Consider the following 13,400-nt stretch of genomic DNA (forward strand, 5'->3'; position numbering starts at 1 on the left):
TCTTGTGGTTCAGACCGGTCAGGGCCGCCGCGCGATCGGCCGTGATATCGAGCGCAAAAAGACGCAGAAGATCGCGGAACTTCCGCTCCGAAATTCTCCCCCGAAACAGATAGCGGTTTTTCTGAGCCATAAGAGCACCTTAACATGCTCTCAGGAACACTCAGCTGGAATAGACCCTGGTCGAAATAACACCGCTTCCCGCGTGGTCCCTCTCGTGGTGCGCCATCCCTTGCGCCGGCCGGAACGCGGGCGCGGCGTGGAACCCGGGTGTGGCTTGCCTTGAGACACCCCTGCGGCGGGCCTACATAGAGGTCAGACCTGCGGCGCCCCGCCGCCGGGTTCAAATCCGCAAGGAGGATCGTGAGATGACCCGTGAGACCGTTCTGTTCAGCGCCAAGGATACCCGTCCCCGCAGCGGCATCGCTGCCTTTCTGCGCGATCTGGCCGACAAGATCGAGAGCGGCGGGGTGACATTGCGCCAGGGCGAGACCACGCAGGAGGTCGTGTTGCCCGATCACATGGTCCTGGAAATCAAGCTCGAGGACGAACAAAAGCCACGGCGCGGCATCCGCCACAGCCTCGAGATCGAGATGAAGTGGTATGACGACATGAAGGGGCCGGGGGGGATCGAGCTGGAGTAGGGCGCAGCCCGGCCGGGTCGGCACCCGGCGGCAGCGCCGGTTCTCACAGGATCGGCGCGCCCAGCCGGAACGTCGCCTCCGCCAGCCGCCTTGGCAGTCGTGCGCGCTTGATGCCCGGCACGCAGTCGGCCTCGAGTCCGGCGAACCAGCGCGCCAGGGCGGCGACGTGTTCGGGGTCGTAGACCATCAGCGCGATCTCGAAATTCAGGAACATCGAGCGCACGTCGACATTGGCCGAGCCGGTCCAGGCGATGTCGTCGATCAGCATCGCCTTGCCGTGCATCATGCCGTCCTGGTAGCGCAGGATCCTGCACCCCGCCTCGTGCAGTTCGCGCAGGTAGGCGCCGCGGGCGAAATCGGCCAGCGGCTGGTTCGACTTGACCGGCACCAGGATGCGCACGTCGCGGCCCAGGCGCGCGGCCAGTGCCAGCGCATGGTTGAGGTCGTCGGTGGGCAGGAAATACGGCGTCGCGATCCAGATCCGATTCTCGGCCAGGTGCACCGCGTGAACCAGCGCGTCGTGCAGCGCGTCGTGCTCGTGGTCGGGGCCCGAGCCGACAAGCTGCACCAGCGCGGTCCCGTCCTCTTCCGGCGGCACGGCTTGGGGCCAGCGTTCGCGGCTGTGGGTGACCTTTTCCCAATCGGCCTCGTAGACCTCGCAAAAGCGCTGCACCACCGGGCCGCGCAGGGTGAAGCTGACATCCTGCCAGCGCTGGAACTTGCCCGGCGGTCCCTGGTAGACGTTGCCGACATTGCGCCCGCCCGCCCAGACGACGCGCCCGTCGGCGATCAGCATCTTGCGGTGGTTGCGCAGGTTCATGCGCACGGTGGCGAGGCGCTGGATCAGGGGCGCGAAGATGTGCACCTCGGCGCCGGCCTTTTTCAGCACGTTCAGCGCCTTGCGCGGCCTGCGCCAGGTGCCGATGCCATCGAGGATCAGCCGCACCCGGACCCCGCGCCTCGCGGCGGTGGCCAGTTGCGCCAGGAAATGCCGCGCCTCGGCATCGGTTTCGAGCCGGTAGAGGATGACGTCGATGCGCTCCTCGGCCCCTTCGATCAGGGCGCAGAGCGCGTCATGCGCCTCGCTGGGGATGAATTCGAAGATCATCCGGTTTTCATCCGTCGCCGGCGGCACGCCCAGGCGGCGCAGCTTGTCGTCGAGCGGATGCAGCACCGGCACGTTGCCGGCGGGCTGGTAGTGCATCGGGCTGTAGCCCGCCGCCCATTTGCGCACCCCCAGCGTGAAGAACAGCGGCACGCCGAGGTAGGGCACGGTCAGGATGAACAGAATCCAGGCCAGCGCCGATTGCGGGCTGCGGCGCTGTTGCAGCACCCAGATCACCGCCGTCCCAGCGACGAGGATGCCGATGAGAATGGCCAGTTGGGTGAGATACACGCTCATCACGCCCCCGTTCGCCGCTTGGCGGTGAATGCCCGCCGATCATGCCGGTTTTGCCGGGCGGATCAATCCCTTGCCGGGCCGGGGCAGGGGCGTCGCGCGGATGACACCGGGTCCGAGCGGGGCGATGACGCCGTGGCGACGCGGCGGCGGCAGTTTTCGCTTCAAGAACATTTCATGAACATGTAATCTGCGGCCATGCAGCAGGTCCGCCTTTCCCGTGCGCCGCACCGCCCGGCGCGAAGCCAGCCGTTTCTGGACGGGCTTGGCCTTGCGCCTGCCCGGGTGCACGAGGCGCATGGCCCGGCGCGGCACATGTTCGCCATGCTGGTGGCGCGGGCGACGGCCGGGCCGGTGTTCTGGATCGCGCCGGGCTGGCAGGCGGACCGGCTCTATGCCCCGGGCATGGTGCGGCTGGGCGTCGACCCCGGCCGCGTCACCTTCGTGACGGCCCATCATGCGCGCGATCTGCTGTGGACGCTGGAGGAGGTGCTGCGCGCCGGGGTGGTGCCGCTGACCATCGCCGATCTGCCCGGCCCGCCGGCGCTGACCCCGATGCGCCGGCTGAACCTTGCCGCCGAGGCCGGGGCAGAGGCCGCCGGGCAGGCGCCGCTGGGGCTGATCCTGACCCCCGAGGGGGCCGCGCCGGGGGCGGAAAGCCGCTGGCGGATGGCGCCGGCGCATGGTGCGGCGCCGGATGATGCGGGGCCGGAGGCGGAACAGACGGCCTGGGTGCTGGCCCGGGAACGGGCCCGCGACGCGCCGCCGCGACGCTGGCGGGTCAGGCCCGCGGGTGCGGATTTCGCGCTCGCGCCGGATTTGGCCGGGTCTGACCCCGACCCATAGCGGGCAAAGGTCGCACCCGGCCCGGACCCCCTGCAAAACCGCCCCGGGATGATTACCTGTGGTTCTGGCAAATCATGAACAAAGGAGGCCCATCATGGATATCAGCTTTACAGGCAAAACCGCCATCGTGACCGGCGGCGCGTCGGGCATCGGGGCCGCGGTGGTCGACGAGCTTGCCGGTGGCGGCGCGACGGTGATCGTCGCCGACCTGAACGAATCCGAGGCCAAGGCCAAGGCGGAGGCGGTCGAAAAGGACGGCGGCAAGGCCTTCGCCTTCGCGGTCGACACCGGCAAGGCCGACCAGGTCGAGGCGATGATCGACTTCGCCACCGACAAGACCGGGCGGCTCGACTATCTGGTCAACAACGCCGGCATCGGCGGCGAGGCCAACCCGGTGGCCGACCTGAGCCTCGAGGGCTGGCACAACCTGATGGGGGTGAACCTGCACGGGGTATTCTACGGCATGAAATACGCGATCCCCGCGATGCTGAAGGACGGCGGCGGCTCGATCGTGAACATGGCCTCGATCCTGGGCTCGGTCGGGTTCGCCGGCAGTTCGGCCTACGTGGCGTCGAAACACGCGCTGCTCGGGCTGACGAAAACGGCCGCGATCGAATATTCGGCCCAGGGCGTGCGGGTCAACGCGGTCGGCCCCGGCTTCATCAAGACGCCGCTGCTGGATGCCAACCTCGACGCCGACACCATGAAGGCCCTGACCGGCATGCACCCGATCGGCCGCATGGGCGAGCCCGAGGAAGTCGCGGCGCTGGTGGCGTTCCTCTTGTCGGACCGGGCGAGTTTCATCACCGGATCGTATCACCTGGTCGACGGCGCCTATACCGCGCAGTAACCGGGCGGGGCGTGGGGGGCTTTGCCCCCCGCGTGCCCTTCGCGAGCCGCGAACGGCACGCTCCCCCCAGAGTATTTCACCCAAGATGAAGCACCGGTGCCGTCTGGTCTCTGGTCTTGACGCGCGCCTTGCGGTAAGGGCGGGCTGACGCATCAAGGGACAGGACATGGCACGTATCCTCATCACCTCGGCGATCCCCTACATCAACGGGATCAAGCATCTGGGCAACCTGATCGGGTCGCAATTGCCCGCCGATCTCTATGCGCGGTATGCGCGCGCACGCGGCAACGAGGTGATGTTCATCTGCGCCACCGACGAACACGGCACGCCGGCCGAACTGGCCGCGGCCAAGGCGGGCAAGCCGGTGGCGGAGTACTGCGCCGAGATGCACGAGGTTCAGGCCCGCATTGCAGAGGGGTTCGGGCTGTCGTTCGACCATTTCGGGCGCTCGTCCTCGCCGCAGAACCACCGGTTGACGCAGCATTTCGCGGGCCGGCTGGCCGACGCCGGGCTGATCGAGGAGGTCAGCGAAAAGCAGGTCTATTCGGTGGCTGACGGGCGCTTCCTGCCGGATCGCTATATCGAGGGGACCTGCCCCAACTGCGGCTATGACAAGGCGCGCGGCGATCAGTGCGAGAACTGCACCAAGCAGCTCGACCCGACCGACCTGATCGAGCCGCGCAGCGCGATTTCCGGGTCGACCGACCTCGAGGTGCGCGAGACCAAGCATCTGTATCTGCGGCAATCGGCGCTGAAGGACCGGCTGGCCGAGTGGATCGAGACCAAGACCGACTGGCCGGTGCTGACCACCTCGATCGCGAAAAAGTGGCTGCATGACGGCGACGGCTTGCAGGACCGGGGCATCACCCGCGACCTCGACTGGGGCGTGCCGGTCAAGCGCGGGCAAGAGGACTGGCCGGGCATGGAGGGCAAGGTTTTCTATGTCTGGTTCGATGCCCCGATCGAATACATCGCCGCCACCGCCGAATGGGCCGAGGCCGAGGGCCATTCCGACGCTGCCTGGGAGCGCTGGTGGCGCACCGACAAGGGGGCGGACGATGTTCGATATGTGCAATTCATGGGCAAGGACAACGTGCCCTTCCACACCCTGAGCTTTCCCGCCACGATCATGGGGTCGGGTGAGCCGTGGAAGCTGGTCGACTACATCAAGAGCTTCAATTACCTCAACTATGACGGCGGCCAGTTCTCGACCAGCCAGGGCCGGGGCATCTTCATGGACCAGGCGCTGGAGATCCTGCCGGCGGATTACTGGCGCTGGTGGCTGCTCAGCCATGCGCCGGAAAGCTCGGACAGCGAGTTCACCTGGGAGAGTTTCCAGGCCGGCGTGAACAAGGACCTGGCGGACGTTCTGGGCAATTTCGTCAGCCGCGTGACCAAGTTCTGCCGCTCGAAATTCGGCGAGGTGGTGCCGGAGGGCGGCGAATTGGGCGAGGCCGAACTGGCGCTGATCGACGATCTGACCCGGCGCATCCGCAGCTATGAGGCGCAGATGGACGCGATCGAGGTGCGCAAGGCGGCGGCGGAACTGCGCGCGATCTGGGCGCTGGGCAACGAATACCTGCAGGGCGCGGCGCCCTGGACGATCCACAAGACCGATCCCGACCGGGCGGCGGCGATCATCCGGCTGATGCTGAACCTGATCCGGGTCTACGCGGTTCTGTCGGCGCCGTTCATTCCCGATGCGTCCGCCACCATGCTGGCGGCGCTCAGGACCGAGGACGCGGGCTGGCCCGACGACGTGGCCGCCGCGCTGGAGGTGCTGCCGGCGGGGCATGCGTTCGAGACGCCCGAGGTGCTGTTCGCCAAGATCACCGATGAGGACCGCGAGGACTGGCAGGCGCGGTTCGCGGGCAAAAGGGGCTGAGGCCGCCGGTTCCGGCGGGGTCGGACGTTTCAACGCCGGGTTGATTCAGGTCAAGGTTCTCCGTTTCAGATTGGTAATAAGTTACAAACCAATCAGGAGCGGGGGAGGCCACCATGGGTTTTTCACGACTGCGCCGGGCGCGGCGGGCGGTGCTGGTCGCTGCGGTTGCCGCCCTGAGCGCCATCACACCGGCGCTGGCCGACTACACGCGCGGTTGCAATGCCGAGGTCAGGTTCGTGCCGCAGAACGCCAGCCAGACCTTTCTGGTCTACACCTTTTCGGTTCACAGGACGGTCGATCTCTATGCGCAGGTCAACCAGGCCCGGCGCATTGCGCGCGGCGAGATCATCAATTGCCTGCGCGACCATTGGGACGCGCGCAACGACGACACCCCGCCGCCGCGCTGCACCGACCGGCCCCGCATCGACTTTCGCGACTATCCCTTCGCCAGTCTGGAACAAGAGATGACGCGCGCGATGTGCAACGCCAACCTCGGCGTCCTCAACATGACCATCGGGGTCGAGGTGCATATCAGCGGGCAGACCGGGTGCTATTTCGGCGGCGGCCATGATCCGGTGGTGATCGCGCAGAACGTGCGGATCATCTGTTTGCAGACGATTCCCGGTGGCGGCGGGTCAGGGGACGACGAGGCCCGCGACGAGAACCGCGAGGAGGTCCGCGAAGAGGAGCGGGGCGACGAGCCCGCCGAACCGCCCGCGATCGGCGATGCCGGCGGATGGGAGCGGGTCGACCGCGACGAGGATGAACCGCCCGCCGACGAGCCGCCTGCCGACGATGCCCCGCCGGCCACCGCGCGCTATCTGCCGCTGCCCAATGTCCGGCTGCCGGGCAATGACCTCTACCTGATCGAGCTGGACGCGCCGAACTGGCTGCTTTGCCGCCAGGCCTGCACCGAGGACGACCGCTGCGGCGCCTGGACCTATCGCCAGCCGAGCGCGGGTTCGGGGCCGATCTGCCTGATCAAGAGCCGCGCCGGGGTGCCGTTCCCGGATACCTGCTGCCGGTCGGGGGTAAAGCAATAGTCCCCCGGGGTCTTTCGCGTCCCCGCGCCCCGGCGTAGACAGGGCGGGATCGAACCGGGGAGACGTGGATGGGCCTGTTCAGCGAAGACGAGTTGGCGGCGGCGACCGAGGTTGTCTATGGCCAGATGCAGCCGACGCCGCAGATCCTGTGGCCGCAACTGGGCCGGGCCTTGGGCTGCGAGGTGGTGGTCAAGCATGAAAACCACGCCCCCACGGGCGCTTTCAAGGTGCGCGGAGGCATCACTCTGATCGACTGGCTGAAACGCACCCATCCCGAGTTGCGCGGCGTGGTGACGGCGACGCGCGGCAACCATGGGCAGAGCCAGGCTAGGGCGGCGACGGCGGCGGGGCTGGAGGCGCGGATTTTCGTCCCCCACGGCAACTCCGCCGAGAAGAACGCGGCGATGCAGGCTTACGGTGCCGAACTGGTGGTTCATGGCGCCGATTTCGACGAGGCCAAGGACGAGGCGATGCGGGTCGCGGCCTCGGGCGATTATTTCGCGGTGCCGCCGTTTCACACCGAACTGGTGCGGGGTGTCGCGACCTATGGCTACGAGTTGCTCAGCGCGCACCCGGACCTCGATACGGTCTATGTCGCGATCGGCTGCGGCTCGGGCATCTGCGGCGTGATCTCGGCGCGCGATGCGCTGGGGCTGTCGACCGAGGTGGTCGGTGTGGTCTCGACCGAGGCCGCCGGCGCGAAACTGTCGGTTGAGGCGGGGCGGTTGATCGAGACCAATTCCGCCGCCACCTTTGCCGACGGCATGGCGGTGCGGGTGCCGGTGCAGGCGGCGTTCGACATCTATTCCAAGGGCGCCGCGCGCATCGTCGCGGTCACCGATGACGAGGTCGCGGCGGCGATCCGGCTCTATTTCACCGCGATCCACAACCTGGCCGAGGGCGCGGGGGCGGCACCGCTGGCCGCGCTGATGCAGGAGCGCGAGGCGATGGCAGGCAAGAAGGTCGGCGTGATCCTGGGCGGCGGCAACATCGACACCGGCTGGTATCGCGAGGTTCTGGGCGGCGGCGTGCCGCAGGTCTGAGGCGCGCAAAGACGCCTCGGCGCTTTGCATGGCGGGGCGAAGTGGTTACACTTGGCCAAACCGGCCCCGATGCCGGGCCGAGCGGGCATGAGAGCGAAGGACAGGCACGGGTGACGGCGTTCAACCTGAAACAGCATCCGATCCGGTTGACCGGCGCCGGCAAGCACGATCTGCGCAGCCAGTTCGGCGTGGTTCCCTACCGGGTGACCGACGAGGGCAAGACCGAGATCCTGGTGATCACGGCACGCGACAACGACCGCTGGATCCTGCCGAAAGGCTGGCCGATGGACGGCAGCACCCCGGCCGAGGCGGCCGCGACCGAGGCCTTCGAGGAAGCTGGGGTCGAGGGGCAGGTGGCGCCGATGGTGCTGGGGCTTTACTCCTACCGCAAGGCGGTGAACGGCGACGACCTGCCGATCGTCGTGACGATGTTCGCGCTGCGGGTGGACAAGGTGTTGAAGGACTGGCCGGAAAAACGCCATCGCAAGCGCAAGTGGCTGAGCCGCAAGAAGGCGGCGGCGCTGATGAAAGAGCCGGAGCTGGCCGAGATCGTGCGCGCCTTCGACCCCGGCGCGCTGAAGCACTGAGCCGCGTCATTGCGCCGCGCCGGCGCGATCACTAGATAATGGCGAGGTCAATCGGGACGACGAGATGATCCGATACACGCTGCAATGCCCGGACGGGCACCGGTTCGAAAGCTGGTTCCAGAACGCCGCCGCCTACGAGAGCCTGGCGGCGGGCGGGCATCTGTCCTGCCCCGATTGCGGCGCGGTCAAGGTCGAGAAAAGCCTGATGGCCCCGCCGGTGCGCGCCGCGCGCAAGGCCGCCGCCGCACCGTCCGACACGCCCGAGACCGAACTTGCCCGGCTCAAGGCCCGCATCGAGGCGGAGAGCGACTATGTCGGGACCGGCTTCGTCAAGGAGGCGCGTGCGATCCACGACGGCGAGGCACCCCGGCGGCCGATCCACGGCGAGGCCCGGCCGGCCGAGGCGATCCGGCTGATCGAGGACGGCATCCCGGTCGCGCCCTTGCCGTTCATCCCGACGCGAAAGACCAACTGAGCCCTTGCGCACGGTCCTTGCGCTTTCACCCGGACGCGCATAGAAGGCGCGGGAATTACGGCTTGGGATCGGGCGCTTATGCCAATTCTGGTGATGAAATTCGGCGGCACCTCGGTCGCCACGCTGGACCGGATCGCGCGCGTCGCCAAGCGCGTGGCGCGCGAGGTCGCCAATGGCTACGACGTGATCGTCATCGTCTCGGCGATGGCCGGGCGCACCAATGAACTGGTCGGCTGGGTCGAGGAAACCTCGCCGATGTTCGACGCCCGTGAATACGACGCGGTGGTGTCGTCGGGCGAGAACGTGACCGCCGGTCTGATGGCGCTGCGTCTGCAGGAAATGGACGTGCCGGCGCGAAGCTGGCAGGGCTGGCAGGTGCCGGTCCGGACCACCAGCGCGCATTCGGCGGCGCGGATCGAGGAGATTCCGACCGCCAATATCGCCGCCAAGTTCGCCGAGGGCATGAAGGTGGCGGTGGTCGCGGGCTTTCAGGGCATCAGCCCCGAGGGCCGCATCACCACGCTGGGCCGGGGCGGATCGGACACCACGGCGGTGGCCTTCGCCGCCGCCTTCGGCGCCGAACGCTGCGACATCTATACCGATGTCGACGGCGTCTATACCACCGACCCGCGCATCTCGGACAAGGCGCGCAAGCTCGACAAGATCGCGTTCGAGGAAATGCTGGAACTGGCCTCGCTGGGGGCCAAGGTGCTGCAGACCCGCTCGGTCGAACTGGCGATGCGCTACAAGGTCAAGTTGCGGGTGTTGTCGAGTTTCGAGGAATATGATCCCAATGCAGGCACGCTGGTCTGCGACGAGGAGGAAATCGTGGAACAGAATGCCGTTGCCGGCGTGGCCTACAGCCGCGATGAAGCCAAGATGACCCTGATTTCGGTGGCCGACCGACCGGGCATCGCATCCGCCATCTTCACGCCCCTGGCCGAGGCCGGGGTCAATGTCGACATGATCGTGCAGAACATCTCGGAAGAGGGGCGCACCGACATGACCTTCTCCTGCCCCGTGGGGCAGGTCGGGCGGGCGGAAAAGGCGCTGGGTGCGGCGCGCGACCGGGGCGAGATCAATTTTCACGACCTGGTGGCCGACGATGCCGTGTCCAAGGTCTCGATCGTCGGCATCGGGATGCGCAGCCAGGCCGGGATCGCGGCCAAGATGTTCGCGGTGCTGGCGCGCGAGGGCATCAACATCAAGGTCATCACCACCTCCGAAATCAAGATCTCGGTGCTGATCGACCGCAAATACATGGAACTGGCGGTGCAGGCGCTGCACGACGCGTTCGAGCTGGAAAAAGCCTGAAGCCCTTGACCCGCCATCGGCGAATTTCCGCGTAGTTTCAACCGGCTGCCCGAGGTTCTTGATTAACCGGGCCGCAACCGCACGCGCCGTCGCCGCGACCCGCCTTGCGCGAACCCGGTGCCACCCGCACAACCCCGGACCGGGCCCGGGCGCGGAAATGCGTGGAACTCCCCGCCCGATCCCGGCATGATGCGGGCGACAGACCAGGGACAGATACGCAGATCATGGCGGACCGAACCGGCGAAAGCGACAGCCGCAAGCTGTTGGGGCACCTGCGCGAGGCCCTGGCGGAGGATTCGGCGGGGCAGGAGCGGCTCAACCGGGTGACCGAGATCATCGCCTCGTCGATGGGGGCCGAGGTCTGTTCCATCTACCTGCTGCGCGATTCCGACACGCTGGAGCTTTGCGCCACCGAGGGGCTGAACCCCGATGCGGTGCACAAGACCCGGATGCGCCTGGGCGAGGGGCTGGTGGGGCGGGTGGCCAAGAAAAAGCGCCCGATCAACACCGCCGATGCGCCCTCGGAAAAGGGGTTTCGCTTCATGCCCGAGACCGGCGAGGAGGTCTATTCGTCCTTCCTCGGCGTGCCGATCCAGCGCCTGGGCGAGGTGCTGGGCGTGCTGGTGGTGCAGTCGAAGGACGCGCGGCTGTTCTCGGAGGACGAGACCTACGGCATGGAAGTCGTCGCGATGGTGCTGGCCGAGATGACCGAGCTGGGCGCCTTCGTCGGCGAGGGCGCGGCGCTGGCCGCCCTGCACCAGCGCCCGGCCACCTTCCAGGGCGGCGTCGGGCAGGAAGGCACCGCGATGGGCCATGTCTGGCTGCACGAGCCGCGCGTCGTCGTCACCAACCCGATCGCCGACGACCCGCAGGAAGAAAGCCGCAAGCTGCACGAGGCGGTCGAGACGTTGCGCGGCTCGGTCGACGAGTTGCTGGCCACCGCCGACTCGGTCGACAAGGACCACATGCAGGTGCTCGAAGCCTACCGGATGTTCGCCAATTCCAAGGGCTGGCTGAGGCGGATGGAGGAAGACATCGGGCGCGGCCTGTCGGCGGCGGCGGCGGTGGAAAAGGAACAAAGCGCCACCCGCGCGCGCATGGCCAACGTGCCCGACCCCTACCTGCGCGAACGCCTGCACGACCTCGACGACCTGTCGCACCGGCTGCTTCGCATCCTGACCGGGCAGGGCAACTCCACCGGCGCCGAGATGCCCGAAGACCCGATCCTGGTGGCCAGCAACATCGGGCCGGGCGAGCTTCTGGAATATGGCCGCAAGCTCAAGGGCGTGGTGCTCGAGGAAGGCTCGATCGCCTCGCATGCCGCGATCGTCGCGCGTGCCCTGGCGATCCCGCTGCTGGTGCATGTCGGGCCGATCACCGCCGAGGCGCTGAACGGCGACATGATCCTGGTCGACGGCGAAAGCGGCGTGGTGCATCTGCGGCCCGAGGAAACCGTGGTCAACGCCTTTCGCGACAAGGTGGCGATGGAGGCGGCACAGCAGGAACGCTATGTCAGCCTGCGCGACAAGCCGGCGCAGTCGACCGACGGGATCAGGGTGGTGCTGTCGATGAACGCCGGCCTGATGGCGGACCTGCCATCGCTGGAAAGCTCGGGCGCCGAGGGGGTCGGGCTGTTTCGCACCGAGTTGCAGTTCCTGACCCAGTCCAAGGTGCCGCGCCGGGGCGAGCTGGCGCGGCTTTACTCGCGGGTGCTCGACCGGGCCGGCGACAAGAAGGTGGTGTTTCGCACCCTCGACATCGGCTCGGACAAGGTGCTGCCCTACATGAAGCCGACGGACGAGCCCAACCCTGCGCTGGGCTGGCGCGCGATCCGGGTCGGGCTGGACAAGCCCGGCGTGATGCGGATGCAGCTTCAGGCGCTGATCCGGGCGGCGGCGGGGCGCGAGCTTGACGTGATGTTTCCCTTCATCGCCCAGCTTGACGAATACCGCGAGGCGCGCACCATGCTGCGCGCCGAGGTCGAGCGCGAGCGCCGGCTGGGGCACATCCTGCCCAAGGCGGTGCGAATCGGCGCGATGCTCGAGACACCCTCGATGGTGTTCGCGCCGGATGCGTTCTTTCGCGAGGCCGATTTCGTGTCGATCGGCGGCAACGACCTCAAGCAGTTCTTTTTCGCCGCCGACCGCGAAAACGAGCGCGTGCGGCGGCGCTATGACACGCTGAACACCTCGTTTCTGAACATGATCGAGATGGTGGTGAAACGCTGCGACGCGGCCAAGACGCCGCTGTCGTTCTGCGGCGAGGATGCCGGGCGGCCGATCGAGGCGGTGTGTTTCGCCGCCCTCGGGATGCGCACCCTGTCGATGCGCCCGGCCTCGATCGGGCCGGTCAAGCACCTGATCCGGCGCACCGACCTGGGTGCGCTGCGCGAGGTCATCGACGAGGCCCGCGCCTCGGGGGCGCAATCGGTGCGACCGGCGGTGCTGGAATACCTCCTGCGTCGTCAGTACGGGCCGCGCAACGGCTGAGCGCGCGCCGTTAGGCCGCTGTTAACGCCTGATCCCTCACCATGTCCCCCTGCAACGAAGGAGGGGGAGATGATTCTGGTTCTGGTCTTTGTCGGATTTCTGGCCGGCGGCGGCGCGGCGGCGCTGATGCTGGCGGGTGGCGGCGGGCTTGTGGGCTCGGTGCTGGCCTACATGCTGTTCGGGGCGGCCGCGGTCGTGGGCACTGCCGTGGCCTGCGCCCTCGCCCCGACCCTGCGGCCCCGCGATCTCGGCCCGCCGCCGCGGGTGCTCAGTCTGCGCCGAACTTGGTGACCTCGCCGCTGACACCGTCCCAGGCCCCGGGGGTCAGCGCCAGCCCCAGCACGCGGTCGGGGTTGGTCGGCGGCGGCATCACCACGTCCGCCAGCCGGGCAAAGCCGAAGCGGCCGTAATAGGGCTGATCGCCCACCAGCATGACCCGTTCCCAGCCCAGGGCTGCGGCGCGGCCAACGCCCTCGCGGATCAGCAATGCGCCCAGCCCCTCGCCCTGGCGTATCGGATGCACCGCGACCGGACCCAGCAACAGGGCAGGGTGGGGGCCAACCCGCACCGGCCAGAACCGGATCGCGCCGCCCAGGGTGCCATCGTCGCGCGCGCACAGCGACAGGCCCGCCACCGGGGCGACGCCGTCGCGCAGCCGGTAGGAGGACAGCGCCTCGCGCCCCGGCGCAAAGCAGAGGTCGTAAAGCGCCTCGACCTCCCACCAATCCTCCGGTCGTTCCTCGTCAAGCCTGTACACGCGCCACCTGTCCCCTGCGTGTTTCCCGCCTTTTCGGCTGGAAACGCCCGTAGCATGACGCTAACAGCGGG

Annotated in this window: 13 protein-coding genes and 1 pseudogene; 11 read left to right on the forward strand and 3 right to left on the reverse strand. The window is 67.9% G+C overall.

The features are described from left to right. A pseudogene (locus FVF75_RS17725) lies at positions 1 to 130 on the reverse strand (IS1595 family transposase); the annotation flags it as partial. 235 nt (positions 131 to 365) lie between these two features. On the opposite strand from FVF75_RS17725, the gene FVF75_RS08895 reads away from it, so the two are divergent. Further along, a complete protein-coding gene (locus tag FVF75_RS08895) occupies positions 366 to 641 on the forward strand; it encodes an amphi-Trp domain-containing protein (RefSeq protein WP_148377632.1) in 276 nt (91 codons plus the stop codon). A gap of 43 nt (positions 642 to 684) precedes the next feature. Here FVF75_RS08895 and FVF75_RS08900 read toward each other — a convergent pair whose 3' ends face one another. Further along, positions 685 to 2,043, reverse strand: a complete 1,359-nt coding sequence (locus FVF75_RS08900) for a phospholipase D-like domain-containing protein (protein WP_148377633.1) — start codon at positions 2,041 to 2,043, stop codon at positions 685 to 687. A gap of 195 nt (positions 2,044 to 2,238) precedes the next feature. Here FVF75_RS08900 and FVF75_RS17845 point away from each other — a divergent pair, with 195 nt between their 5' ends. The 10 genes from FVF75_RS17845 to FVF75_RS08950 all read left to right on the forward strand — a co-directional run bounded on the left by FVF75_RS17845 (position 2,239) and on the right by FVF75_RS08950 (position 12,863). After that, entirely contained in the window at positions 2,239 to 2,886 is a 648-nt protein-coding gene (locus FVF75_RS17845) for an ImuA family protein (protein WP_281289593.1), read from the forward strand. Positions 2,887 to 2,980: 94 nt separating this feature from the next. Beyond that, complete coding sequence (locus FVF75_RS08910) at positions 2,981 to 3,736, forward strand: SDR family NAD(P)-dependent oxidoreductase (protein ID WP_148377634.1); 756 nt, start codon at positions 2,981 to 2,983, stop codon at positions 3,734 to 3,736. A gap of 166 nt (positions 3,737 to 3,902) precedes the next feature. Beyond that, positions 3,903 to 5,621, forward strand: a complete 1,719-nt coding sequence (metG, locus tag FVF75_RS08915) for a methionine--tRNA ligase (RefSeq protein ID WP_148377635.1) — start codon at positions 3,903 to 3,905, stop codon at positions 5,619 to 5,621. A gap of 113 nt (positions 5,622 to 5,734) precedes the next feature. Next, the gene (locus FVF75_RS08920) at positions 5,735 to 6,664 is read left to right on the forward strand and encodes a PAN domain-containing protein (protein WP_148377636.1); all 930 of its coding nucleotides are present in this window, start codon (positions 5,735 to 5,737) and stop codon (positions 6,662 to 6,664) included. Positions 6,665 to 6,732: 68 nt separating this feature from the next. Next, positions 6,733 to 7,707 (forward strand): threonine dehydratase, encoded by a 975-nt coding sequence (locus FVF75_RS08925; protein ID WP_148377637.1) that lies wholly within the window; start codon positions 6,733 to 6,735, stop codon positions 7,705 to 7,707. Between the two features lie 110 nt (positions 7,708 to 7,817). Continuing rightward, a complete protein-coding gene (locus FVF75_RS08930; RefSeq protein WP_246138048.1) occupies positions 7,818 to 8,294 on the forward strand; it encodes an NUDIX hydrolase in 477 nt (158 codons plus the stop codon). Positions 8,295 to 8,358: 64 nt separating this feature from the next. Further along, on the forward strand, positions 8,359 to 8,769 hold the full coding sequence (locus FVF75_RS08935) for a DUF1178 family protein (protein WP_148377638.1): 411 nt from the start codon (positions 8,359 to 8,361) through the stop codon (positions 8,767 to 8,769). A gap of 78 nt (positions 8,770 to 8,847) precedes the next feature. Beyond that, the gene (locus FVF75_RS08940) at positions 8,848 to 10,083 is read left to right on the forward strand and encodes an aspartate kinase (protein WP_148377639.1); all 1,236 of its coding nucleotides are present in this window, start codon (positions 8,848 to 8,850) and stop codon (positions 10,081 to 10,083) included. Positions 10,084 to 10,307: 224 nt separating this feature from the next. After that, on the forward strand, positions 10,308 to 12,572 hold the full coding sequence (gene ptsP, locus FVF75_RS08945) for a phosphoenolpyruvate--protein phosphotransferase (RefSeq protein ID WP_148377640.1): 2,265 nt from the start codon (positions 10,308 to 10,310) through the stop codon (positions 12,570 to 12,572). 69 nt (positions 12,573 to 12,641) lie between these two features. Next, positions 12,642 to 12,863 (forward strand): hypothetical protein, encoded by a 222-nt coding sequence (locus tag FVF75_RS08950; RefSeq protein WP_148377641.1) that lies wholly within the window; start codon positions 12,642 to 12,644, stop codon positions 12,861 to 12,863. Here the strand turns inward: FVF75_RS08950 and FVF75_RS08955 are convergent. Next, complete coding sequence (locus FVF75_RS08955; RefSeq protein WP_148377642.1) at positions 12,841 to 13,329, reverse strand: GNAT family N-acetyltransferase; 489 nt, start codon at positions 13,327 to 13,329, stop codon at positions 12,841 to 12,843. The genes FVF75_RS08950 and FVF75_RS08955 overlap by 23 nt on opposite strands. Positions 13,330 to 13,400 lie beyond the last annotated feature (71 nt).

Origin of the sequence: Maritimibacter fusiformis (assembly GCF_008086115.1) — a bacterium.
GTDB lineage: Bacteria > Pseudomonadota > Alphaproteobacteria > Rhodobacterales > Rhodobacteraceae > Muriiphilus > Muriiphilus fusiformis.